Source organism: Streptomyces sp. NPDC058246 (genome assembly GCF_042881985.1).
Lineage (GTDB): Bacteria > Actinomycetota > Actinomycetes > Streptomycetales > Streptomycetaceae > Streptomyces.
Window position 1 is genome coordinate 6046 of the sequence record NZ_JBHVWZ010000009.1, and the last position, 24703, is coordinate 30748.

At 70.2% G+C, this 24703-nt stretch carries 21 protein-coding genes and 1 tRNA gene; 15 read left to right on the forward strand and 7 right to left on the reverse strand.

Going from position 1 to position 24703, the window contains the following annotated elements; translation table 11 throughout:
- Together ACFVXA_RS15545 and ACFVXA_RS15550 are read left to right on the forward strand one after the other, a co-directional pair.
- Positions 1 to 1186, forward strand: a 1186-nt coding sequence (locus ACFVXA_RS15545) for a phosphopantetheine-binding protein (protein WP_389465857.1), incomplete at its 5' end; no start/stop codon positions are given.
- A gap of 15 nt (positions 1187 to 1201) precedes the next feature.
- Positions 1202 to 1960: a class I SAM-dependent methyltransferase gene (locus tag ACFVXA_RS15550; RefSeq protein ID WP_384026798.1), complete on the forward strand. Its 759-nt coding sequence runs from the start codon at positions 1202 to 1204 to the stop codon at positions 1958 to 1960.
- 196 nt (positions 1961 to 2156) lie between these two features.
- Here ACFVXA_RS15550 and ACFVXA_RS15555 read toward each other — a convergent pair whose 3' ends face one another.
- A complete protein-coding gene (locus ACFVXA_RS15555; RefSeq protein ID WP_383747053.1) occupies positions 2157 to 2645 on the reverse strand; it encodes a GNAT family N-acetyltransferase in 489 nt (162 codons plus the stop codon).
- A 165-nt stretch (positions 2646 to 2810) separates the two neighbouring features.
- On the opposite strand from ACFVXA_RS15555, the gene ACFVXA_RS15560 reads away from it, so the two are divergent.
- The 6 genes from ACFVXA_RS15560 to ACFVXA_RS15585 all read left to right on the forward strand — a co-directional run bounded on the left by ACFVXA_RS15560 (position 2811) and on the right by ACFVXA_RS15585 (position 11500).
- Positions 2811 to 2987: a hypothetical protein gene (locus ACFVXA_RS15560; protein ID WP_362023680.1), complete on the forward strand. Its 177-nt coding sequence runs from the start codon at positions 2811 to 2813 to the stop codon at positions 2985 to 2987.
- Between the two features lie 54 nt (positions 2988 to 3041).
- Positions 3042 to 5645: an ATP-grasp domain-containing protein gene (locus ACFVXA_RS15565; RefSeq protein ID WP_384397022.1), complete on the forward strand. Its 2604-nt coding sequence runs from the start codon at positions 3042 to 3044 to the stop codon at positions 5643 to 5645.
- Positions 5636 to 6928, forward strand: a complete 1293-nt coding sequence (locus ACFVXA_RS15570; RefSeq protein WP_390025264.1) for an MFS transporter — start codon at positions 5636 to 5638, stop codon at positions 6926 to 6928. Before ACFVXA_RS15565 ends, ACFVXA_RS15570 begins: the two co-directional genes overlap by 10 nt.
- Before the next feature lie 218 nt (positions 6929 to 7146).
- The gene (locus ACFVXA_RS15575) at positions 7147 to 7719 is read left to right on the forward strand and encodes an aspartyl/asparaginyl beta-hydroxylase domain-containing protein (protein ID WP_362023671.1); all 573 of its coding nucleotides are present in this window, start codon (positions 7147 to 7149) and stop codon (positions 7717 to 7719) included.
- 42 nt (positions 7720 to 7761) lie between these two features.
- Complete coding sequence (locus ACFVXA_RS15580) at positions 7762 to 10428, forward strand: non-ribosomal peptide synthetase (protein ID WP_390025266.1); 2667 nt, start codon at positions 7762 to 7764, stop codon at positions 10426 to 10428.
- 319 nt (positions 10429 to 10747) lie between these two features.
- A complete protein-coding gene (locus tag ACFVXA_RS15585; RefSeq protein WP_390025268.1) occupies positions 10748 to 11500 on the forward strand; it encodes a thioesterase II family protein in 753 nt (250 codons plus the stop codon).
- A 66-nt stretch (positions 11501 to 11566) separates the two neighbouring features.
- Here ACFVXA_RS15585 and ACFVXA_RS15590 read toward each other — a convergent pair whose 3' ends face one another.
- From ACFVXA_RS15590 to ACFVXA_RS15605, 4 genes are all read right to left on the reverse strand, one after another.
- Positions 11567 to 11797 carry a hypothetical protein gene (locus ACFVXA_RS15590; protein ID WP_362023665.1) on the reverse strand — a complete coding sequence of 77 codons (231 nt, stop codon included), beginning with the start codon at positions 11795 to 11797 and terminating at the stop codon, positions 11567 to 11569.
- Between the two features lie 7 nt (positions 11798 to 11804).
- A complete protein-coding gene (locus ACFVXA_RS15595) occupies positions 11805 to 12239 on the reverse strand; it encodes a hypothetical protein (protein ID WP_384023325.1) in 435 nt (144 codons plus the stop codon).
- A gap of 342 nt (positions 12240 to 12581) precedes the next feature.
- Positions 12582 to 12899: a hypothetical protein gene (locus ACFVXA_RS15600; RefSeq protein ID WP_390025270.1), complete on the reverse strand. Its 318-nt coding sequence runs from the start codon at positions 12897 to 12899 to the stop codon at positions 12582 to 12584.
- An 86-nt stretch (positions 12900 to 12985) separates the two neighbouring features.
- The gene (locus ACFVXA_RS15605) at positions 12986 to 15202 is read right to left on the reverse strand and encodes an MMPL family transporter (protein WP_390025272.1); all 2217 of its coding nucleotides are present in this window, start codon (positions 15200 to 15202) and stop codon (positions 12986 to 12988) included.
- Positions 15203 to 15721: 519 nt separating this feature from the next.
- Here ACFVXA_RS15605 and ACFVXA_RS15610 point away from each other — a divergent pair.
- A complete protein-coding gene (locus ACFVXA_RS15610; RefSeq protein ID WP_384023278.1) occupies positions 15722 to 16921 on the forward strand; it encodes a sensor histidine kinase in 1200 nt (399 codons plus the stop codon).
- Here the strand turns inward: ACFVXA_RS15610 and ACFVXA_RS15615 are convergent.
- Both ACFVXA_RS15615 and ACFVXA_RS15620 read right to left on the reverse strand, forming a co-directional pair.
- Positions 16896 to 17576, reverse strand: a complete 681-nt coding sequence (locus ACFVXA_RS15615) for a response regulator (RefSeq protein ID WP_390025274.1) — start codon at positions 17574 to 17576, stop codon at positions 16896 to 16898. The genes ACFVXA_RS15610 and ACFVXA_RS15615 overlap by 26 nt on opposite strands.
- A 327-nt stretch (positions 17577 to 17903) precedes the next feature.
- Positions 17904 to 17990 (reverse strand) — tRNA-Leu (locus ACFVXA_RS15620).
- Between the two features lie 424 nt (positions 17991 to 18414).
- Between ACFVXA_RS15620 and ACFVXA_RS15625 the strand changes: the two genes are divergently transcribed.
- The 6 genes from ACFVXA_RS15625 to ACFVXA_RS15650 all read left to right on the forward strand — a co-directional run bounded on the left by ACFVXA_RS15625 (position 18415) and on the right by ACFVXA_RS15650 (position 24577).
- Entirely contained in the window at positions 18415 to 18588 is a 174-nt protein-coding gene (locus tag ACFVXA_RS15625; protein WP_362023657.1) for a hypothetical protein, read from the forward strand.
- Positions 18576 to 19433: a DUF3662 and FHA domain-containing protein gene (locus ACFVXA_RS15630; RefSeq protein WP_362023655.1), complete on the forward strand. Its 858-nt coding sequence runs from the start codon at positions 18576 to 18578 to the stop codon at positions 19431 to 19433. Before ACFVXA_RS15625 ends, ACFVXA_RS15630 begins: the two co-directional genes overlap by 13 nt.
- Before the next feature lie 10 nt (positions 19434 to 19443).
- Complete coding sequence (locus tag ACFVXA_RS15635; RefSeq protein WP_383747037.1) at positions 19444 to 19971, forward strand: FHA domain-containing protein; 528 nt, start codon at positions 19444 to 19446, stop codon at positions 19969 to 19971.
- A 120-nt stretch (positions 19972 to 20091) separates the two neighbouring features.
- On the forward strand, positions 20092 to 21633 hold the full coding sequence (locus ACFVXA_RS15640) for a Stp1/IreP family PP2C-type Ser/Thr phosphatase (RefSeq protein ID WP_383747035.1): 1542 nt from the start codon (positions 20092 to 20094) through the stop codon (positions 21631 to 21633).
- A 26-nt stretch (positions 21634 to 21659) separates the two neighbouring features.
- Complete coding sequence (locus ACFVXA_RS15645; protein ID WP_362023646.1) at positions 21660 to 23108, forward strand: FtsW/RodA/SpoVE family cell cycle protein; 1449 nt, start codon at positions 21660 to 21662, stop codon at positions 23106 to 23108.
- Positions 23105 to 24577: a penicillin-binding transpeptidase domain-containing protein gene (locus tag ACFVXA_RS15650; protein WP_362023644.1), complete on the forward strand. Its 1473-nt coding sequence runs from the start codon at positions 23105 to 23107 to the stop codon at positions 24575 to 24577. The genes ACFVXA_RS15645 and ACFVXA_RS15650 overlap by 4 nt, the downstream gene beginning before the upstream one ends.
- Positions 24578 to 24703 lie beyond the last annotated feature (126 nt).

The window sequence follows — 24703 nt, forward strand, 5'->3', positions numbered from 1 at the left end:
CCTCATCACCCGCGTCACCAGCCACCTCACCCACACCCTCGGCATCCAGGTCCCCACCCGCGACCTCCTCACCGCCCGCACCCTCGGCGGCCACACCATCGTGGTCAAGGAACTCCTCGCCGAGCGACCCCACCCCGCCGAGACCCCGCACCACACCGCCCACGACGCCGTCACCCGCGCCTGGACCGCGCACCTCGGCCACACCGAACTCACCGACGACTCCGACTTCTTCGACCTCGGCGGCGACTCCCTCCTCATCACCCGCGTCACCAGCCACCTCACCCACACCCTCGGCATCCAGGTCCCCACCCGCGACCTCCTCACCGCCCGCACCCTCGGCGGCCACACCGCCGTGGTCGAGGAACTGCTGACGAGCGAGACCGACCGGCCGGAGGACTACCTCAGCGTCAACCGCACGCTGTGGGACGAGCGCGTGCCCATCCACACCTCAAGCGAGTACTACGACATCGAGGGTTTCAAGCGGGGTGCGGATCCCCTGCGCCCGTTCGAGCTCGCGGAGATCGGCGACGTCAGGGGTAAGCGTCTGGCCCATCTGCAGTGCCACATCGGGCTGGACACGCTGGCGTGGGCCCGCCGCGGTGCGCGGGTGGCGGGCCTCGACTTCTCGGCGCCCGCCATCGAGGAGGCACAGGGGCTCGCCGAGGAACTGGGGCTCAGCGCGCGGTTCGTCACCGGTGACGTGTACGAGTCGGCCGCCCTGCTCGGCAGTGGCGCGTACGACATCGTCTACACCGGCGTGGGCGCCTTGTGCTGGCTGCCCGACATGCGCCGATGGGCCGAGACGGTCGCCTCACTGCTCGTCCCGGGCGGCACGCTCTACCTCGCGGAGTTCCACCCCTTCTCCGACATCCTCGCCCCGGACGGCCGGACCGTCGCCCAGGACTACTTCGACAGCGGCCCGCAGGTCAGCGACGTGCGCGGCACCTACGCCGACGCCGAGGCGTCGACCAGCAACACGCGTGCGGTCGCCTTCCAGCACGGGCTCGGCGAGGTGGTCTCGGCCCTCGTCTCGGCGGGTATGCGGATCGATCTCCTCAACGAGCACGACAGCACGGTGTTCCAGAGGTTCCTCTCACTGGAGGAACATGCCGACGGCGCCTTCCGCGCGCCCGTCGGGCTGCCCCGAGTCCCGCTGATGTATTCGCTGCGGGCGACCAGGATCTGACCGGCAGGAGGTGCCGTGAGCAATCTCGAAGCAACGACGGTGGACGAGGACCGTTACCGCCCCGTTCTGGCGAACCAGCACTCCGGTGACACGCTGCGCGCCATCTACCAGGAGGTCTACCAGGACGAGTACCCGGACGAGGTGCAGCCCTTCGGCTTCGTGACGTTGAGCGACCTGCGCGCCTGCGCACGCTTCTTCGGCGAGCGGAACGTCACGCGGCTCGTCGACATCGGCTGCGGCCGCGGCGGGCCAGGGCTGTGGGTCGCACGGGAGTTGGGCGCCTCGCTGGTCGGGGTCGACGTCGTCGCGGAGGCGGTGGCGGAGGCGGCACGGCTCGCCGAGACGTTCCAGAAGGCGCCCCGCGCCGCCTTCCATGCCGCGAGCGCGACCGACACCGGTCTGCCCGCGGCGGAGTTCGACGGCGCGATGAGCATCGACGCCCTGTGGATGGTGCTCAACAAGGTCGCCGCCTTCGAGGAGCTGGCCCGGCTGCTGCGGCCGGGAAGCCCCCTGGTGTTCACGACCTGGGCACCCCCGCACCTCGACTACGCCTGGTTCCTGGAGCCCGTGGGCTTCCAGGACATCGAGACGGTGCAGCTGACCGCTTCCACCGAGCGTCAGCTCGCGGTGTACGAGCGGATCATCGCCCAACGCGACGCGATCGCACGCGAGATGGGCGAGGAAGCCGCCCAGGTGCTCGTGGACGAGGCGACGGAGGCACCGCGGCTGCTGGCCACCGTGCCCCGGGTGATGGTCAGGGCCGTGCGCTCCTGATCCCGCCGGCCGCCGTGCGGAGAGGCCGGGTCTCCGGCCGCCGCACGGCGGCTTCTCACCGAGCGCGACAGACGATCAGGCTCCCGCCGAGCGCGACAGACGATCCGGCTTCTCACCGAGCGCGACGGACTATCGGGCTCTCACAGTGCGCGACAGACCATCGGGCTCCCGCCGAGCGCGACAGACCATCGGGCTCTCACAGTGCGCGATACATGATGTGGAGGCCGACGTAGCCGTGCCCCGGGTGGCGAAAGCCCTCCGGCAGGGTGCCCAGCACCTCGAACCCGAGTGACCGGTACAGCCCCACCGCGCGCGTGTTCGTCTCCACGACCGCGTTGAACTGCATGCCCCTGAAGCCCGCCGCCCGCGCCCATTCCACGGCGTGCCGGCACAGCGCACGGCCCACTCCCCGGCCCTCGTGGGCGGAGTCGACCATGAAGCTGGCACTGGCGATGTGCGCGGCGTTGCCCAGGTGGTTGCGGTTCATCTTGGCGGTGCCGAGGACCGTGCCGGCCTGGTCGACGGCGACCACGGTCCGGGCCGGCTCCGGCAGCATCCACCACTCCCGTGCCTCCTCCTTCCCGAGGTCAACGGGGTAGGTGAAGGTCTCTCCCGCGGCGACGATCCGGTGGAAGAAGGGCCAGATGGCGGGCCAGTCCGCTGTGTTGGCTTCCCTGATCAGCATGCGGACAGCATGGCAGGTTTTCCTTGCCCAGGCCCATGTACAGAGATTAATTACCAAGCCTCTGTCAACTGTTGCCAAGATGACCTTGCCACCTATACCTTCTCTGGCAACGGGGTTGCCGCCGGCTCTGCGGCCACCATCTGACCCTTTCCTCAAGGAGATCTCGTGCGGCACTTGTTTCGCGCTGTCTGTACGTCCGCGGTGTTCGCGACCCTCGGATTCGTCGCCTACACCGGGCCGGCGGTCGCCGACGGCGACATCGGCTGGCCCGTCCCGCCCCGGCCCGCGGCCGCAGCGGCGCAGCACCCCGCACATGACATCGGCTGGCCTGCCGCCCTGTAGACGCACCGCTCCTCCCGGACGCCCCACACCCGCCCCCAGAGAGTGACGGACCCGATGGCCACAGACCCTCTCCACTCACCAGTCGTCAGCACCGCAGTGATCGTGGATGGTTACTCCACTGGCACGTTCCTCCCTCCCGCCTTCGCCCGGCTCGGCGTCGAGGTCGTGCATGTCCACAGCACCGCGGAGCCGATGGCGTCCATGCTCGCGCCGGATCCCGCCGCCTACCGCGACCACTTCCACTGCCCGGACGAAGCCGCTCTCGAGCAGACGGTCCAGGCCCTGGCAAAGCTGCGTCCGGTGGCCGTCCTGGCCGGCCAGGAGCCCGGCGTCCCGCTGGCCGACGCACTCAGCGAGCGCCTCGGCCTGGCCACGAACGGCACCGCCCGATCGATGGCCCGCCGCGACAAGTACGAGATGGCCGAGACGCTGCGCGCCGCCGGCATCCACTGCGCCCGCCAGCTCAAGTCCTCGGATCCCGCGCAGCTCGCCGACTGGGCGGAGCGGGAGGCGTCCTACCCGGTCGTCGTGAAGCCGCTCAGCTCGGCCTCCACCGACCACGTCTACCGTTGCCACGACGCGGCCGAGGTGGCGGCCGCCGCCGGTGCGGTGCTCGACTCCACGGACATCTTCGACCGGCGCAACACCGAGGCGCTGGTCCAGTCCTTCCTCTCGGGCACGGAGTACATCGTCGACACCGTCAGCGTGGACGGCGAGCGGTTCGTCTGCGGTGTCTGGGAGTACGAGAAGCGGGTCGTCCCCGGCGGCCGGAACATCTACGACCTCGACGTGCTCCTCGATCCGGACCAGGCGCCGGTGCCCGAGCTGATCGCGTACGTCGACACCGTTCTGGACGCCCTCGGCATCCGGCACGGCCCGGCGCACGCCGAGGTCATCATGACGCCCGACGGCCCGGCACTGGTGGAGATCGGCGCCCGGCTCAACGGCAACCTGAACCCCGGCTTCCACGACGTCTGCCTCGGTGCCAACCAGGCGGACCTGACCGCTCTGGCCTACACCCGGCCCGAGGAGTTCCGCAGCCGCTACGCCGGCCGCGTCTACACCAAGCGCCAGGCGGCGGCCGTACACAACGCGCGCACGGAGCGAAGCGGCGTCGTGGAGTCCGTCGACCAGGCCGCGGTGGACCGGATCACCGCGCTGCCCAGCGTGCACCTGATGAGCGTCAAGCTGGGCCCCGGCAAGGTCGTGCGGCCCACCACCGATCTGCTCAGCAGCCCGCTGCGCATCTTCATGACCGCTCCGGACCTGGACACCGTTCGCGCCGACCACCACGCCATGGCGGAACTCACGGATGCCGTCTACCGGTTGGCCGGGGCCGAGCGCCGGCCCCGGGTGCTGCTGCTGGGCACGGACAAGTACGTCATGGAGGCGTGCGTACGCAACGGTGTCGACGCCGTCCTCGTCTGGGGAGCCGCGGGCCACGACCACGGACTCGCCGAGATACCGCCGGACATCACCGTCCTGCGGGTCGACGAGCACAAGAGCCCCGAGGCGGTCCTGGCGGCCCTGCACCGGGCGGGTCTCGCGGACGTCACCTTCGACGCCGTACAGACCTCCGACGAGTGGGCCCTGGTGACCGCGGGAGTCCTCGCCCAGCACCTCGGGTGCCGGGCGATCGACCCGGTGACAGCGCTGCACTTCCGTGACAAGTCCCTGCAGAAGCGGCGCGTCGCCCAAGCCGGCGTCCCGGCGGCGCGGGTGACCGTCATCGAGGACGTGCACGACGTCACCGGCCTGACCGTGTGGGAATACGAGCGTGCCGTCCTCAAGCCCGTGGCCGGTGCCGCCACCGCACGCACCGCGGTCGTCGGCGGCCTGGACGAGCTGCGCGCTCTCAGCGGCCGCTACCGCGAACAGCACACCGCCCAGCGCACCTTCGTGCTGGAGGAGTACATCGACGGTGAGGAATGGATCGTGGACGGCTTCGTCCACGACGGCGAGCTGCGCTTCCACGCCGTCGGCCGGTACGGCTCGCCCTGCCTGACCACCGTCGACGAGGGTCTCCCGCTGTGGCTGCGCCACTTCGACCCGAAGGACGAGGCATGGGCGTACGAGCTGGCCGAGCCCGTCGTCCGCCAGGCACTGAAGGCACTCGGCCTGCGCGACGGGGTCTTCCACATGGAACTCTTCCACCAGCCGGAGACCGGCCGGCTCGTCTTCAGCGAGTGCGCGGCACGCCGCGGTGGTGCGCTCATCCACGAGCAGATCCAGGCCAAGTTCCGTGTGCACCTCGGCGAGGCGGCCCTCCTGTCCGCACTCGGCCGGCCGCCGCGGAGCGACATCACCTACCGGCCCGACGTCATCGGCACCAGCTATCTCAGCGGCCGCTCGGGCGTCGTCCTCGACTGCCCGACGCCCGCCGAGCTGAGGCAGCTGCCCGGGGTGGAGTTCGCCCGGATCGAGTTCCCGGTGGGCGCGACCTTCTCCGGCACCATCGACAACACCAACCACCGCATGGGTCAGATCCTGGTGTCGGCCGCCGACGAGGAGGAGCTGCAGCAGCGATTCGCCGCGGTGCGTGACTGGTTCGCGGAGCGGCTCGTGGTGGCGCCCCAGGGCGTCACCGGCCGGGAACTGCGCGCCTGGTACCGGCAGACACGTCCGGACGCCGACTTCCGGGACCCGCTGTGGCACTGAGTCCAAAGCCCGTCACCGCCCCGCCCGGACGGCGCTCGCTCGGCGATCGGCTGCTGCCCGAGCGGGGGCCGCGCCGCCTGCTGGTCGCGGCGAACTTCGTGAACGCGGTGGGCAGCGGGATGTTCATGTCCTCCAGCGCCCTGTACTTCACGCGGGTCGTGCACCTGCCGATGTCCCAGGTGGCTCTCGGCCTGTTCCTCGGCGCGATGGTCGGCCTGGCCGCCGGGCTGCTGGGCGGCAAGGTCGCCGACCGCTGGGGGGCGCGCGAGACACAGCTCGTGGTCATGGTCTCGGGCAGCGTGTTCATGTGCTGCTACCTGCTGGTCGACGCGTTCTGGTCGTACCTGCTGGTGTCCGTGCTCATCGGCGTGGTGTTCGCCGCGGACAAGTCGAGCAAGGCCCCGCTGATCCGCCGTTTCGGCGGCGCCGACCCGGCGGGCTTCCGCGCCTATCTGCGCGCCTCGACGAACCTGGCCGTGTCGCTGGGGGCACTCGTCGCGGGCGTGGCCATTCAGCTGGACACCGCACCCGCGTACCTCGCGGTGGTCGCCGGCCGCGCCCTGTCCTTCGCCGGCTGCGCCCTCGTGCTCCTGCGCCTGCCCCGCCTCGCACCGCTTCCGGCGCCCGTGGTGAGCGGCCGCTGGGAGGCGCTGCGGGACCGCCCCTACCTGGCGGCGACCGTCCTCAACTGCCTGATGTCACTCCACTTCGCCATTCCCACCTTCCTGCTGCCGCTGTGGATCGTCGACCACACCCACGCACCCCGGTGGATGGTGTCCGCGCTGCTCGTCACCAACACCGTGCTGGTCATCACGCTGCAGGTGGCGGTGAGCAAGAACGTCGACGACACGGCCTCGGCAAGTCGCCGTATGCGATGGGCGGGTGCCGCCGTCGCCGCCGGGCTCGTCCTGATCATGCTGGCCGAGAAGCCCCCGGCCTGGCTGTCCGCCACGCTGCTACTGACCGCCACGGCCGTCTACACCCTCGGTGAGCTGTGGCACTCGGCCGCCGCCATGGAGTACTCCTACGGCCTCGCGGCACCGCATGCCCAGGGCCAGTACGCGGGAGTCTTCGGCCTCGGCGGCGGAATCGCCGAGGCCCTGGCACCCGTGGTCCTGGGCTCGCTCGCCCTCGGGCTCGGCTGGCCCGGCTACCTCCTGCTCGCCGCCCTGTTCGTGGCCGTCGGCCTCCTCAGCGGTCCTGTCGTCGCGCTCGCCGAGCGCACGGCACCGCCGGCACCGCCGGGACCGCCGGCACCGGCACACCAGGCACCCGTCACCTAGGTCCGCCCGCCCGGGCGGCGTCCGTGCGGCCCTGCCGTCCGGGCGCTCCCGAAGTCCTTCCACAGTTGCCGAATTTCCCACTCCCAGTAGCCGAAGTCTCTTCCCCGGTTGCCGAATTCCCATCCCCAGTAGCCGAAGTCTCTTCCCCAGTTGCCGAATTCCCATCCCGGTAGCCGAAGTCCCTTCCCCGTTGCCGAAGAAGAACCAGGAGACACCCCATGTCCGTTGCGTCCCTCACCACCGTCGACGCGGAGCTGGTCGAGCTGGTGCCCGGTCTCGAATTCAGCCACGACAAGCTCGTCGAGGCCTACCACCAGTACCTGGAGCGCGTTCCCCTGCCGGCCTCCGGCAAGGAGGAGGACCGGTTCCGCCGGCTCGGCCTGACGCACCGGCCCCACGCCGAGGACCCCTGGCGTGACGCCGGCAACGGCCAGTTCAACCAGGAGACCGGCGAGAAGAACTTCGAGGAGTCGGAGTTCTCGCTGTTCAACGAGGAACTCAAGGACACCTACTTCTACGAGATCTACCAGAACCTGCCGTTCCGGGCCGGGCGCATCCGCCTCGTCACCCTGCACCCCGGCGAGATCTACCACATGCACACGGACGCCTCCCGGGTCGCGCACATGTCGATCCAGACCAACGAGGACAGCCGTCTGCTGTTCCGCACCGGCTACACGTACCACGTCCCGACGGACGGCCAGGTGCACATCCTCAACACCACCCGTCACCACTCCGCCTACAACGCCGGCGGCACGGACCGTATCCACATGACGATGACGCTGGCCGACTGATGCCCGCCGCCATCCGTCACGACCGCTACCGAAGGAGTTCCGATGTCGTCGTCGCGTTCCGGCCCTTCTGACCTCGCCTCGGGGACCGCCACCGACAGCACAGAGTCCCGGGAGTGGGCCGAGGAGGCCCGCGCCGCGCTCTCCGCGGACCCGCTCGGCCTGAAGGAGCAAGACGTCCGGAAGGCGCAGCAGCCCGCCCGGGCGGAGGTCGCGCTCGAAGCCTCTCTTCACCAGGCGGTCCTGCGGATGGCGCGTGAGGACCGCGACCTTCCCTTGGTGGCCGGCCTGAGCGCCCTCGCGGTGACCTTGGCCCGCAGCACCGGCAGAACCCGTACGGTCGTCGGCTCGGCGCCGGGCGGCGGGCCGGGCGGCGCGGCCGTGGTGCCCGTGGTGCTGGACGCGCCGGACGACAGTTCCGTCGCCGAGTTGCTGTCCGCCACGCGGGCGTCGCTTGACCGCTCCCTGGCTCAGCACACCGCGACCGCCGAGGACTCCCTGTCCGTCCCTGTCGTGTTCACCCACGAGACACCCTCGGGCTCCCATCGGCCCGCCACCGGCGCCGCGGTGTGCATCACCGTCCAGGACCGGCCGGACCAGCAGAGCGCGGCCCTGGTCGCGACCGCCCCCAACGGCCGGTACACCGCGCCGCAGCTGGGACGGTTCCTCGCCGGCCTGCGCACGGTGCTGGCCGCACTGCTCGACGCGCGGCAGGCGCCCGTCGGCGCGCTGTCGCCGCTCGACGAGGCCCAGACCGGCGAACTGCTCGCCCTCGGTCGTGGCCCAGCCCTCCCGAGCCACGACCTGCGCCCTGTGCACGCCCTGGTCGCGGACGCCGCGGCGGAAGACGGCGAACAGCCGGCCGTGGTCTGCGGCGAGGACACGGTGACCCGTGGGCAGCTCCAGGCCTGGTCGGCCCGGATCACCTCACGTCTCACCGCGACCGGAGTGGGGCGCGGCGACCGGGTCGGCATCCTCGCCGAGCGCTCCACCGCGGCCGTGGCCGCCCTGCTCGGTGCGCTGGGGGCCGGGGCCGCCTACGTCCCCGTCGACCCGCTCAACCCCGACGAGCGGGTCACCGCCGTCCTGCGCGACGCGGACGTGTCGGCGGTGGTGGTCACGGGCTCGCTCGGGGAGCGCCTGTCCGGCCTCGGTCTCCCCCTGGTCCAGGCCGACGAGCCGGCCCTGCGCGCCGGTGCCGGCGACCAGGCCACGACCGCCGGCACCGAGGCCGTACACCCGTCGCTGCCCGGCGATCCGGAGGACGCCGCGTACCTGATCTACACCTCGGGAAGCACGGGCGCCCCCAAGGGCGTCCTGGTCGAACACGGCCACCTGGCCGCGTCCACCCTGGCCCGCCGCCAGGTGTACCCGGGCCGGCCCGTCTTCCTCCTGCTGTCCCCCCTCGCGTTCGACTCCTCGGCCGCCGGGCTGTGGGGCGCCCTCACCGCAGGGGGCCGGCTCGTCGTCGCCGACCAGAACGAGTTCCGAGCGCCCGACCAGGTGGTCCAGCTGGTGGAACGGCACGAGGTGACCCATATCCTCTGCGTGCCCTCGTTCTACGACACCGTGCTCGCCGCCGCCGAGCGGGACGGTCTGCACCGGCTGCGGACGCTCAGCACCGTGATCGTCGCCGGTGAGGCCCTCCCCGAGGCCCTGGTCCACCGGCATGCCGCCGCCCTCGGCGACACCGCCCTGGTCAACGAGTACGGCCCCACGGAGGCGACCGTCTGGGCCAGCCACCGACGCTGCGACCCCTCGCGGCCGGTGGACATCGGCGGCCCCATACCCGGTGCCCGCCTCTACGTTCTCGACGACGCCGGGCGACTGGTGCCCCGCGGGGCGACCGGCGAACTGTACATCGGCGGCACCGGCGTCTCCCGCGGCTACTTCGGGCGCGCGGAGGAGACCCGGCGGGCCTTCGTCCACGACCCGTTCGCCGACGACGGAAGCCGGATGTACCGCACCGGCGACCTGGTGCGATGGAGCGAGGAGGGCACTGTGGAGTTCCTGGGTCGGCGCGACAACCAGGTGAAGATCCGCGGACACCGGGTGGAACTGGAAGCCGTGGAGGCGGCCCTGCGCGCCTGCCCCGGCGTCCAGGACGCCGTGGTGGTCCCCGACGCGGACCGGAGCCGGCTCATCGGCTTCGTGCGGGCGGAGGGCGACCTGGATCTGGCACTGACCCGCAAACGAGTGGCCGGCACCCTGCCCGAGGTGGCTGTCCCCGCGCAGCTGCACAGCGTCGACGCGTTCCCCACGACCGCCAACGGCAAGACGGACCGGGCGGCGCTGACCGAGCAGGTCTCGGCACAGCTGGCCGAGCAGGCCTCGGCACAGGGGCAGCAGGCCCTGGAAGCGCCGCAGGCGGACACCCCGGGGGCCGACGGCCTCGTCCACCGCGTCGCCGCCGCGTGGGCCGAGGTGCTGAAGGTCTCCGACGTCCCGACGACGGTCAACTTCTTCGATCTCGGCGGGCATTCACTGCTGGTCATCCGGTTGCAGACCGCACTGGAGGAGCACACCGGGGTACGGCCCTCCTCACTCGACCTGTACCGGTGTACGACCGTCAAGGCGCAGGCCGAACTGATCGGGGCCGGGGCGACCGAACCGGCGACCACCACGGACTCGTCGGCCGACCGGGCCGAACGCGTCCGCAAGGCACGCGAGGTCCGCGCCCATCGCGCGCGGGCCAGGCGAGAGACCCTCTAGCGCCGCACCACCCCGCTCGTGGCAATGACGCCGCCGACCGGCTCACCGGCGGCGGCGTCATCCCCGTCATGTTCTCGGCAAGTTCTCTGCGCTCGGCAGCGGCGCTCCTGCAGGAGCGCCGCCGGCCGCCGGACCCGGCATGACAGCGAGCGCACCCCTGACCGTCCCACCCGGCATGACAGCGAGCGCACCCCTGACCGTCCCACCCGGCATGACAGCGAGCGCACCCCCGACCGTCCCACCCGGCCTTCCCCCGGCCCGCGCCGGCCCGTCGGCAGCCGACGGAACGCGCGGGCACAGCGAGAGACATGAGCATGCGATGACCTGGTTGAAACGCGTCACCCCTCGTCCCGAGGCCCGGCTGGTACTGATCTGCTTTCCGCACGCGGGCGGATCGGCGACCTTCTTCCGGGAGTGGGCCGCCGCGTTGCCCGACATCGAGGTCCACGCCGTGAGTTATCCCGGCCGGGCCCACCGCATCGCCGAACCGGTCCCGTCGGACCTGCGTCGGCTCGCCGCCGACATCGCGGACGCCGTGCGCCCCCTCATGGACCGGCCGACGGCCTTCTTCGGGCACAGCATGGGCGCGGCCGTCGCCTTCGAGACGGCGCTCGGCCTGCAGAGGGACGGCGCCTGCATCCCTCACCTCTTCGCCTCGGGCTGCCGTGCGCCGCACCTGCCGCGCCCCGGCCTGGGCGGCGGGAACGGCATCGACGAGGCCGCGGTGCTGGAGACGCTGATGAACCTCGGCGGGACCGACGCCGAAGTGTTCGCCGACCCTGCCCTGCGCGAGCTGGTACTCCCCTACGTCTACGGGGACCTACGGATGTTCGACGCCTACACCTACCGGCCCGGCGACGTGCTGCGGTGCCCGATCACCGCGATCGCCGGGAACACCGACGACCATGTGACCCCGGAACAGGCCGACGCCTGGTCCGTGATGACGCGGGAGTCCTTCCGCCGTGAACTGGTGCCTGGCGGCCACTTCTACCTGACTCCGGAACCGCCCTTCTCCACCATCCGTGAGTCGCTCCGCCACCTCAGCGGTGCCACAAAGGAACACACGCATTGACCTGCCGGATCCCGCGAGTCGGCGCTGCGTCCGGGGCTTTGGCGGCCCGCGTCACCGCGCCCGCACTCACCTGCTCTCTTCGCTCCTCTTTCCCATCCAGGACCGACAGATCCATCGAGTGAGCACCCCCACCAGAACGGCGACGACGATCGCCCCCCAGTCGATGACGTGCGGAAGCCCGGGAAAGAAGGCGAAGAAGGCGAGTGCCAGAGACAGCCCCGCCACGAACGCGGCGACCCCAGCCGACCGCCGTCGCGCCTCCCCTGGCTGTTCCCGCCCTTGCTGCTGATCGGTCATGAACGGCTCACTTCGTAATGTGGTGGCACTGACTCACCCGCCGCACCCCGTTGACGTAGAGATGCGCACACGCCTTTCCATAACGAGGCAACATCTGGGGAGAGTTGTTCCTCATGGGATCGATCCTGCACTCGGGGTGCGTTCGCCCCCGGGACGTTCGATAGGTCTTGTTGTTGGTGTCGGAGTACGTGAAATCGATCCGCCAGTTGCAGAACCCGCTGCTCAGCGCCCCGACAAAGGCACAGTCAACGCCTGCGTTCTGGTAGGTGATCTTCTTCCCGCCGCCTCGAATGATGTGTGTGAACAAGCAGCCGGTCGGAACCTTCATGGTCATGCCACCAACGCTGTACTCAAAGGTCCGGACAGGAGTCGACCCGACAGCGCCGGCCTGCGCCACCGAGGAACTCGTCAGTACGAGCGCCCACGCGGCAGCGAGGGCCATGAACAGCCTGGATCGACAAAGCGCACCCACGAACAATCCCCTTCCGGCGGAGAACCTCTTCCGACCGAAAAGAACTCCGTCGCCGCGATCATGTTTCTGGCCGATGGGATGGTTCACCGACTTGAGTGATCAAGAGATAGCGCGCTGACCAGCTGATCCGTTTCTTCGGTCCAACCCATCGAACTGCCCGCCAGTCACCACAGTCAGAGCCCGTTTCACACCGACTCAGGGGCGGCTCCACGGCCGAAGCACACACATCCCAGGCGAAGCGGCGCAGTCACGCAGTCGCCGTAGCTGATGTTGAGGTGACGTCCAAGGACCAGAATTGACTCGGTCGGCCCGCTACCCGCCCCTCCCGGACCACCTCTCGTGCCGCTTCACGACGCTCACCGTGACCGGTGTGGTGACGGTGTAGCGCGCGGGTGGTGGCTGCTGCGAGCAGACCGTCCAGTTGCTGCCCGCAAGGGGGATGCGGTGGCGGTCGAGTGCGTCCTCGCCCGCGAATTGACGGAATCCAGCGTTCCCGGCGGCCAGTTGTGCGCCGCGCAGCGTCTTCGCGCGTAAGTCCGGCAGCTCGGCGGTCTGTTGCTTGGCGTGCTGGGACAGGACGAGTGCGGCGATGACGGCGGCGATGGCGAGGAGGGCGGGGCCTTTGCGCATGGACGTCTCTCTCGGGAGGGGGCTGGGCGGGCGTCGCCGTGATACGGCGATGTGCCCGCACACGCGGTGCGGGCACATCGGTTCGTTCACTTGGTGCCGGTGAAATCAGGTTCCCTGTCTACGGGTTGACCGGGCGTGGGGACCGCTTGCGCGAGCTTCTCGCCCTCGATGTCGACGTGCGGCAGCCTGCGGTCGATCCAGCCGGGAAGGGACCAGGCGCGGTCGCCGAGCAGAGCCAGGACCGCGGGAACGATGGTCATGCGGACCACGAACGCGTCGAAGACGACGGCGGCGGCCAGACCGAACCCGAGCGACTTGATCATGGCGTCGTCGCCCCCGATGAAGCCGCCGAAGACGAAGGTCATGATGAGCGCGGCGGCGGTGACGACCTTGCCGCTGTGGCGGAAGCCCTCGGTGATCGCCTCGCGCGCGCCGGCGCCATGGACGTACGCCTCACGGATACGGGTGACGAGAAAGACCTGATAGTCCATGGCCAGGCCGAAGACGATGCCGACCGTGAGGATCGGCACAAGGCTCATGACCGGGCCGGTGGTCTCCAGTCCGAACAGGTCCTTGAACCAGCCCCACTGGAAGACCGCCACCATGGCACCGAAGGCGGCGAGCACGGACAGCAGGAAGCCGACCGCCGCCTTGAGCGGCACCAGGAGGGAGCGGAAGACGAGGATCAGGACGAGGAAGGCCAGGCCGACGACGAGGAGCACGTAGGGGACGATCGCCTTGGCGAACTTCGCGGCGACGTCGATGTTCAGGGCGGTGGTTCCGGTGACCAGGCCCTCGGCGCCCGCGGACGCACGGGTGTCCGCGGCCTGGCCGCGGATGTCGTTGACGAGGTTCTTGGTCGCCTCGCTGGAGGGCGCGCTCTTGGGAATGACGCTGACCATGGCCGTGTCGCCGACCGGGTTGTAGACGGCCGGGGCGACGGCGGCCACGTCCTTCAGTCCGGAGATGGTGTCGGTGAGTTCACCGACGGCCTTCTTCGTCGTCGTCGGGTCGGTGTCGTTGACGACGACGGTGAGCGGGCCGTTGAAGCCGGGACCGAAGGACTCGGCGAGCATGTCGTAGGCCCTGCGCTCCGTGCTGGACGCGGGCTTGGATCCGTCGTCGGGCAGGCTCAGTTCGAGCTTGGTGGTGGGCAGGGCGACCACGATCAGACCCACGGTCGCGATGATCAGGACCCGCCACGGGCGGCGCAGGACGAGACCCGCCCAGCGCTCGCCCAGGGGCGGCTTCCCGCTCGTGGGCGAGGTGCGGGTGGTCCGGCGGCGGGTGGCGCGGCCGAGTGCCCGCTCCGGGGCGAACGCGAGCAGGGCCGGGACCAGGGTGATGGCGACCAGGACGGCGACTACGACGGCGCCGGCGGCGGCCATGCCCATGGCCGTCAGGATGGGCAGGTTGACCACGGCCAGACCGACCAGGGCGATGACCACGGTCAGTCCGGCGAAGACCACGGCGGAGCCGGCCGTGCCGTTCGCGCGTGCGGCGCCTTCCTTGGCGTCGTGTCCGGCCGCTCGTTCGGAGCGGTAGCGCGAGACGATGAACAAGGCGTAGTCGATACCCACCGCGATGCCCAGCATGGTGGCCAGGGCCGAGGTGCTGCTGTTGAGGTCCAGGGCGGCGGTGAGCGCGGTGAGCGCGCTCATGGTGACGCCGACGCCGACGAGGGCGGTCAGCAGCGGCATGCCCGCCGCGGCGAACGAGCCGAAAGTGATGACCAGGATCACCGCGGCGAGCGCGAAACCGATCACCTCCGCGGAGCTCTGGGTTGCGGCGGGCGCCAGCGCGTCGCCGGACGCCTCGACGGTCAGCCCCTTGTCGCGGGCCTCTTCGAGGACCTTGTCGAGGTGCTTGTGGTCCGCGTCGGTCAGATCGACCGGCTTGGCCTGGTAGGTGACCTGCGCGTATGCGGTCGTCCGGTCGGCGCTGACGGTCTTGGCCTCGAAGGGGTCGGTGACCGAGGCGATGCGCGGCGAGGAGGCCTTGAGGTCCTCGACCAACGCGGTGACCTCGGCCCGAGGGCCGCTGCCGGTCAGTTTCTGCCCCTCGGGCGCCCTCATGACCACGCGGGCGCTCGCCCCGTCCGCGTTGGCGGCGGGGAACTTCTTGCCGAGCAGGTCGAGCGCCCTCTGCGATTCGATGCCGGGCAAGGTGATGCCCGAACTGCCGCTCCCGCTGCTGCCGGCCGCCGCGGCACCCGCGACGCCCAGCACAACCGCCCAGAGCAGCAGAACAAGCCAGCGGCGCTCGAAGGCACGCCGGCCGATCCGGTGCAGGAATGTAGCCATGAGAAAGACAGACTCCGTACGTCAATGACGAATGACGGGAAAGCGGCCGCGCGGCATCGCTCTTGGACGCCCGCGCCGGCCGGACGGCACGTCCAGGCACAGCAGCAGACGACAGGCAGCGCCCAAGGCCGCCGTTCTTCGTGGTCGGACAGGTCAGGACAGGTCAGGACAGGACAAGACGGGACAAGACGGGACAGGGGCAGGGCCCGGGCCGCTCACCCGGCGCCCCGCCCGGTGTGCCCGGCGCCCCGCCCCGTGTGCCGGGCGCCGTCCCCACAGGCCGCGGCACACACTTCGACACCCTGGTGTGCCCGGACCCGGCGCAATGGTCCGGGCACACCGCCCTTCGTCATCGACGGGCACACGGGGTGGGGCCGGCGCCGGGGGAACGTCGTGCCCTGTATCCATGCTGCGCCGCGCCCCACCGCCGCCACGTCAGCCGTGGGTAGGGACTGTGGCGCGCCCTGTCGGTCATCCGGCCGACATCACGGGAGTGCACCTGCTTTCTAGGCTGATGCCGTGGACTGGAATCTTCCGTTTTCGCCGGGGGTACGGCGGGTCATCACCGCGGCCGCAGTGGTGTCCCTGGGCCTGATGTGGGTGGCCGACATCGCCTTGCTGCACATGGCCGGGCCGCCGACACCGCCCACCACCTGGCTCCCGGTGTTCGTCACCGGCCCCCTGGCCGCGCTCGCGCTTCCCGGCACCCGCTTCTCGCCGCCGCTGCCGCTGCGGGCAGCGGGTGTAGCCGTCGCCTCCGCCACGCTGACCTTCGTATGCCTGTTCGTGCCGCAGACCGGGACGAACTACGGCTACCTGGAGGCCTTCGCACTGGTGTTCCTGATCGTCCGGGTGCTCGCCGAGACCCAGCCCGTCCGCACCGCGGCATGGACCGTCGCAGCCCTGGTCGTCAGCGCGCTGACGCTGTCGCTGCGTGCCCGTACGCTGGGCACCTTGGTGGCCGGCAGCTACACACTGACCGTCCTCCTTTCGCTGGGCATCGCCACGGGCTGCGCCATCCGCGCCCTGGAGGCCCGCAGAGAGCGCGCCGTGCGGGATGTGCGGCAGGCCGAGCGGCTCGCCTTGGCCCGAGACCTGCACGACCTCGTCGCCCACCACGTGACGGGCATCATCGTGCAGGCCAACGCGGCCCGGACCGTCCACGCGAGCGCACCCGAGAAGGTCCAACCGGCTCTGGAAGCGATCGCCCGGTCCGGAACGGAGACCCTGGAGTCGATGCGGCGCCTGGTGCGCGTTCTGCGCGAGGACGATCACGAGCCCCTGCGCCCCGGGGATCTGCTCTCCGAACTCGCGGGCCTCGTCGCCGAGTTCACACGCCACCGGCCCGAGGCGCCCGCAGCCCGGTTCGAGGCCACCGCGGCGGCACGGACGAGCGGATTCAGCCCCGAGGCCGAGACATCCGTGCATCGGGTGGTCCAGGAAGCCCTCACCAATGTGCACCGGCACGCCCCGGGTGAGCGGGTGACCGTACGCCTCGACGCCGCCCCGGACTGGCTGTACGTCACGGTCACCAACGGCACGCCACACCGCCTCCCCGGCGGCCCGGCAGGCGGCCGGAGCGGCTTCGGGCTGATCGGTCTGCGCGAGCGCGTCGAGGCACTCGACGGCACGTTCTGGGCCGGTGCCACGGGCCCCGGTCAGTGGGAAGTGCGGGCAGGGCTCCCCCGCTCCCTCACGGATGGCCGCCCCGTGAGGTGACCACACCGTTCTCCCACGCCCAGGCCGCGACCTCGACACGGTTGCGGGCCTCGGTCTTCGACTGGATCCGGGCCAGGTAGGTCTTCACCGACGACAGCGACAGGAACAGCTCGTCGGCGATCTCCTGGTTGGTGCGCCCCACGGCCACAAGCCGCGTGATCTCCGTCTCCCGGGTGCTCAGCCCGGCGGCCTCCCGCGGCCCTTGGTCGACGGGACCGTACGGCAACCGCCGCAGCAGCCGTACGGTGACCGAGGGTGACACGAGCGCATCACCGCGCGAGGCCGCCCGTACCGCCTCCACCAGCAGCGCGGGGGGCGCGTCCTTGAGCAGGAACCCGCAGGCGCCGAACCGCAGCGCGTCGCGCACATAGTCGTCCTGGTCGAAGGTGGTGATCACGACGACGTTGGTCACGGCAGCGTCGGTCTGTTCGCCCACCAGCGTGCGGGTGACCTCCAGACCGTCCATGCGGGGCATCCGGATGTCGACCAGCACCACCTGGGGCTCCAACCGGCGGGCCAGCTCGACGCACTCCACACCGTCTCGGGCCACGCCCACGACCCGGATGCCGGGCTGGGCGTCGAGGATCATCTCGAAGCCCGCCCGCACCAGCTCCTGATCGTCCGCGATCACCACATCGATCAGCTCATCGGCCACTCTCGGTTCCTTTCGATCCCCCTACGCGACCCGCCTCGCCCTGGGGGACGCACTGCCCTGGGTCCGTACCTGTGCCGCCGGCGCACACAAGTCCCCGGAGCGTCCCTACCCGCCCGCGAAACGCGGTCGGCCGCCTGACCGAGCCGGCCCCACCCCGGCACCACCCGCAGAACAACCAGCAGCACGAAAAGCAGGGCCCCGACCGTGAGATACCTCACCGCCGGGGCCCTGTCGCGTCACTGTCCGGGCCGGGGCCCACCACAACAACGAGAAACGGGCCCCACCAGGACTTTCGTCTCTGGTGAAGACCCGTTTCGTCGGTTCTTCTGGTGCGCGAGGGGGGAGTTGAACCCCCACGCCCTTGCGGGCACTGGAACCTGAATCCAGCGCGTCTGCCTATTCCGCCACCCGCGCATTGGGTGTGTCGTCCGTCTCCCACCAAGTGGTGCGAGCGCCTGTCGACATGCAGAAGATTAGCACGCTGTCAGGGGTGGAATCACATCCCTTTCCCGCTGCCCCCGGGCCCCCGCACGGCTGCCCGCCCGGGCTCCCGCGCAGGCCACCTCCCCCATGGCGGCGACGGCGCTCACCGCACGTCTCGGCCAGAACCGGTTCACGTATCAACCTCGTACCGGTCCTGGACATCTCCCCAGGAGCAGGACGGGCTGCACAGTCAGGTGCGGGACACTGGTCTCGGGGCGCCTCTACGATCCAGGGCAGGAGTAGTGCCGGGAAGAGTTCGAAGAGGGGCCTCTCAGGGAACTTCGGGAGGGGACTTCGGAAGCGTCGACGACCAGTCGACCGGGCCGACAGGGGGAACCAGCCGATTTCCCGACGCGTGGATACGATCAGTAAGCAGTACCAGCAGGACCCGCGGAACAAGCGCGGCTCGCAGGACCCGCGGACCGAGCAAGATCCGCGGGACACGCAAGACCCGCACGCCGAGCAGGACACGCAACACCCGCAGGACCAGGACGGCTACGAAGGAGGAGGTGCCCCATGGGAGTCCTGAAGAAGTTCGAGCAGCGTCTCGAAGGTCTGGTCAACGGCACCTTCGCCAAGGTGTTCAAGTCCGAGGTCCAGCCCGTGGAGATCGCCGGAGCACTCCAGCGCGAGTGCGACAACAACGCCACGATCTGGAACCGCGACCGGACCGTCGTACCCAATGACTTCATCGTGGAGCTGAGCACGCCGGACTTCGAGCGCCTGAGCCCCTACTCCGGCCAGCTCGGCGACGAGCTCGCCGGCATGGTGCGCGACTACGCGAAGCAGCAGCGCTACACCTTCATGGGAACCATCAAGGTCCACCTGGAGAAGGCGGACGACCTCGACACCGGTCTCTACCGGGTGCGCAGCCGTACGCTCTCCTCCTCCAGCAACCAGCAGGCTCCCGAGCGCGCCCCCGCGGGCCCCGCACCGATGGCCCCGCGCGGACAGGGCGCCCCGGGTGGTGGCTACGGCTACCCACCGGCGGCCGCTCCCCCCATGCCGTCCGCGCCGCCACCCGGCGGACGCCCCGGCCCCGCGCCCACGGGCCAGCGGCCCGGCGCGGCACCCGCCGCCCAGACCGGCGGCCGGATGCGGCACTGGATCGAGATCAACGGCACCCGCCACCAGATCTCCCGCCCGACGCTGGTGCTGGGCCGCAGCACCGAAGCCGACGTGCGGATCGACGACCCCGGCGTATCCCGCCGGCACTGTGAGATCCGGACCGGAACGCCCTCGACGATCCAGGATCTCGGGTCCACCAACGGCATCGTGGTGGACGGGCAGCACACCACCCGCGCTACGCTCCGCGACGGCTCGCGGATCGTCGTGGGCAGCACCACCATCATTTACCGGCAAGCCGAAGGGTGAAGCGGGGGCAATGTCAGAGCTGACCCTCACGGTCATGCGGCTGGGTTTCCTGGCCGTACTGTGGCTGTTCGTGATCGTGGCCGTGCAGGTCATCCGCAGCGACCTGTTCGGAACGCGCGTCACTCAGCGCGGCTCGCGCCGGGACGCCAACAGGCCGCAGCAGGCCGCGCGCCAGGCCGCGCCGCCACAGCAGCGCCAGCAGACCGCACCGAGCGGCGGCGGCGGTGGCCGTCAGCGCCGCGGCGCCCCCACCAAGCTGGTCGTCTCCGAGGGCACCCTCACGGGCACCACGGTGGCGCTCCAGGGGCAGACCATCACGCTCGGCCGCGCGCACGACAGCACCATCGTGCTGGACGACGACTACGCTTCCAGCCGTCATGCCAGGATCTATCCGGACCGGGACGGCCAGTGGATCGTCGAGGACCTCGGCTCCACCAACGGCACGTATCTCGACCGGAGCCGACTGACGACTCCCACGCCCATTCCGCTGGGCGCGCCGATCCGCATCGGCAAGACCGTCATCGAGCTGCGGAAGTAGTACGACAATGAGCGAGCGGAGCGAGCACGCAGCGGCGGTCCACCCGACGGGCCCCGGCGCGCTCCCGACCGGAGGGTGGGCACCGTGCGGATGTACCCGGAGCCGACGGGCGAGGTGCGCATGAGTCTGTCACTGCGCTTCGCCGCCGGATCGCACAAAGGCATGATCCGCGAGGGCAACGAGGACTCGGGCTACGCCGGTCCCCGCCTGCTCGCGATCGCCGACGGGATGGGCGGCCAGGCCGCCGGTGAGGTCGCCAGCTCCGAGGTGATCTCGACCATCGTCGCGCTCGACGACGACGTACCCGGCTCCGACATCCTCACCTCGCTCGGCACCGCCGTGCAGCGCGCCAACGATCAGCTGCGCCTGATGGTCGAGGAGGATCCCCAGCTCGAAGGCATGGGCACGACGCTCACCGCCCTGCTGTGGACCGGCCAGCGGCTCGGCCTCGTCCACGTCGGCGACTCCCGCGCGTATCTGCTGCGGGACGGCGTGCTGACGCAGATCACGCAGGACCACACCTGGGTGCAGCGCCTCGTCGACGAGGGACGCATCACCGAAGAGGAAGCCACCACCCACCCGCAGAGGTCTCTCCTCATGCGCGCGCTGGGCAGCGGCGACCACGTCGAGCCCGACCTCTCCATCCGCGAAGTCCGCGCCGGCGACCGGTACCTGATCTGCTCCGACGGCCTCAGCGGCGTCGTCTCCCACCAGACGATGGAAGACACCCTCGCCAGCTACCAGGGCCCGCAGGAGACCGTGCAGCAGCTGATCGAGCTCGCGCTGCGCGGCGGCGGCCCGGACAACATCACGGTCATCGTGGCCGACGTCCTCGACATCGACGGCGGGGACACCCTCGCCGGGCAGCTCTCCGACACCCCGGTCGTGGTGGGCGCGGTCGCCGAGAACCAGCACCAGCTGCACGACAACGGCGCCATGCAGACACCCGCGGGCCGTGCCTCCAGCCTCGGCCGTCCGGTGCCCGGACAGGGTGGCGGCGGCGAGTTCGGCCCGCCCGGCAGCGGCGACACCACCGGCTACGTACCGACGGGCGGCTTCGGCGGCTACTCCGACGAGGACTTCGTCAAACCGCGCGCCGGACGCAAGTGGCTGAAGAGATCCCTCTACACCGCGCTCGTGCTCGCCGTCATCGGCGGCGGCCTGTACGGCGGCTACCGCTGGACGCAGACGCAGTACTACGTCGGCACCAAGGGCGAGCACGTCGCGCTGTACCGGGGCATCAGCCAGGACCTGGCCTGGGTCTCGCTCTCGAAGGTGGAGAAGGACCACCCCGAGATCGAACTCAAGTACCTGCCGCCCTACCAGCAGAAGCAGGTCAAGGGCACCATCACCGAAGGCGGCCTCAGCGACGCGCAGAAGAAGATCGACGAGCTCGCGGTGCAGGCCTCCGCGTGCAAGAAGGATTCCGAGCGCCGCGCGGCCGAGAGCGCGAACAACGCCAAGACCGGCGAAGGGCAGGCCGGCGGAACCACGGGAACCACCAAGTCCTCCCTGACGTCCAAGGCCACGTCCAGCCCGAGCCCGACCCCGTCGAACTCGGCACCGTCGTCCTCCAAGTCCACGACCGCACCCACTCCCACACCCGGCCCCAGCCTCTCCGACGAAGAGCAGAAGCTGGTCTCGCTGTGCGGTAAGCAGTAAGCAGCCGTGAGGGGCCCTGTCACACGATGAGCAGTAGTACGAACACGCCGACGCATCACACGTCCACGATCGGCTCGATCGGCACACCGAGTCGGCGCAACACCGAGCTGGCGCTCCTGGTGTTCGCCGTCGTCATCCCGGTGTTCGCCTACGCCAACGTAGGCCTGGCCATCAACGACCAAGTGCCGTCGGGCCTGCTGGGCTACGGCCTGGGCCTCGGCCTGCTGGCCGGCGTCGCCCATCTCGTCGTACGGAAGTTCGCCCCGTACGCGGACCCGCTGTTGCTGCCCCTGGCCACGCTGCTGAACGGGCTCGGTCTGGTCGTCATCTGGCGGCTCGACCAGTCCAAGCTGCTGCAGTCGATCGGCCAGGCCGGCAACGCGGCGCCCCGCCAGCTGCTGTACACCGCGCTGGCCATCGCCCTGTTCGTCGTCGTGCTGATCTTCCTCAAGGACCACCGCGTCCTGCAGCGCTACACCTACATCTCCATGGTCGGCGCGCTGGTCCTGCTGCTGCTCCCGCTGGTCCCGGGCCTCGGCGCCAACATCACCTACGGCGCCAAGATCTGGATCTCGGTCGCCGGATTCTCCATCCAGCCCGGTGAGTTCGCGAAGATCGTGCTGGCGGTCTTCTTCGCCGGCTACCTGATGGTCAAGCGCGACGCGCTGGCCCTCGCCAGCCGCCGCTTCATCGGCCTGTACCTGCCGCGCGGCCGCGACCTCGGCCCGATCCTCGTCGTCTGGACGATCTCGATCCTCATCCTGGTCTTCGAGACCGACCTCGGTACGTCACTGCTGTTCTTCGGAATGTTCGTCATCATGCTGTACGTCGCCACCGAGCGGACCAGCTGGATCGTCTTCGGTCTGCTGATGTCCGCGGCCGGCGCGGTCGGCGTGGCGAGCTTCGAACCGCACGTCCAGACGCGTGTGCAGGCCTGGCTCGACCCGATGCACGAGTACATGCTCAGCCAGGCCGGGGTCAGGGACGGCGTCGTCCACTCCGAGCAGGCCATGCAGGCGCTGTGGGCGTTCGGCTCCGGCGGCACCCTCGGCACCGGCCTCGGCCAGGGCCACTCCGAGCTGATCAAGTTCGCCGCCAACTCCGACTTCATCCTCGCCACCTTCGGCGAGGAGCTGGGCCTGGCCGGCATCATGGCGATCCTGCTGATCTACGGCCTGATCGTGGAGCGCGGCATCCGCACCGCCCTCGCCGCCCGCGACCCGTTCGGCAAGCTGCTCGCCGTCGGTCTGTCCGGTGCCTTCGGACTCCAGGTCTTCGTGGTCGCCGGCGGCGTCATGGGCCTGATCCCGCTGACCGGTATGACCATGCCGTTCCTCGCCTCCGGCGGTTCCTCCGTCATCGCCAACTGGGCCCTGATCGCCATCCTCATCCGCATCAGCGACACCGCGCGCCGCCCGGCGCCCGCCCCCGCCCCGAACCCCGACGCCGAGATGACCCAGGTGGTCCGCCCGTGAACAAGCCCCTGCGCCGGATCGCGCTCTTCTGCGGGCTGCTCGTCCTCGCGCTGCTCATCCGCGACAACTGGCTCCAGTACGTCCAGGCGGACGAGCTGCGGACCGACCCGAAGAACCGCCGCGTCACCATCGAGCGATACGCCACACCGCGCGGCGACATCATCGTGGACGGCGACCCGATCACGGGGTCCACGAAGTCCACCAACAGCGACTTCGAGTACAAGCGGAGCTACAAGAACGGCCCGATGTGGGCCCCCGTCACCGGGTACGTCTCCCAGGCCTTCGGCGCCAGCCAGCTGGAGAACCTCGACGACGGCATCCTCACCGGCAACGACGACCGGCTCTTCTTCCGCAACACCCTCGACATGGTCACGGGCAAGAAGAAGCAGGGCGGCAACGTCGTCACCACCCTCAACGGCGCCGCGCAGAAGGCCGCCTTCGAGGGCCTGGGCAACAAGAAGGGCGCCGTCGCAGCGATCGACCCCAAGACGGGCGCGATCCTGGCGCTGGCCTCCACCCCGTCGTACGACCCGTCGTCGTTCGCCGGCAACTCCAACACGGACTCGAAGGCCTGGAACAAGCTCCAGAAGAAGAACGACCCCGACGACCCGATGCTCAACCGGGCGCTGCGCGAGACCTACCCGCCGGGCTCCACCTTCAAGGTCGTCACCGCCGCCGCGGCGCTGGAGAACGGGCTGGTCCCCGACGCGGACACCAAGACGGACTCGCCGGACCCGTGGACCATGCCGGGCACCACCACCAAGCTGCCCAACGAGGGCAACCTCCCCTGCAAGAACGCCACGCTGCGCACCGCGCTCCAGGTCTCCTGCAACACCGTCTTCGGCAAGATCGGCGCGGACCTCGGCAACGACAAGATGCTGGCCGAGGCGAAGAAGTTCGGCTTCGGTTCCGAGCAGTTCACCCCGGTCCGCTCCAACGCGTCGGTCTTCTCCGACGGCATGAACACCTCGCAGACCGCGCTGTCCTCGATCGGCCAGTACAACACCGCCGCGACCCCGCTGCAGATGGCCATGGTGGCCTCCGCGGTGGCAAATCAGGGCACGCTGATGAAGCCGTACATGGTCAGCGAGCTGAGCACGCACAACCTGGACGTCATCGAGCACACCGACCCGCAGAAGCTGAGCCAGCCGCTCTCCCAGAAGAACGCGCAGGTGCTGCAGTCGATGATGGAGACGGTGATCAAGCCGGGCGGCACCGGCACGAAGGCCGCGATCCCCGGTGTGACCGTCGGTGGCAAGACGGGCACCGCCCAGCACGGCGTCGACAACAGCGAGAAGCCGTACGCCTGGTTCATCTCGTACGCCAAGCTCCCCGACGGCAGCTCGCCGGTCGCCGTGGCCGTGGTGGTCGAGGACGGCAGCGCCAACCGTGACGACATCTCCGGTGGCGGTCTCGCCGCCCCCATCGCAAGGGACGTGATGAAGGCAGTCATCGACAGCAAGAAGTGACCCCGCTCACGTCCCCTTCACATCGGTGCACGTTGCGATACCGGTCCTGTATCGGGTGACGATTCTGGCCAGGTCACAGAAGCGGAGCCGGGTACGGTATGCCCGGACAGCACACCGCCGGACCAC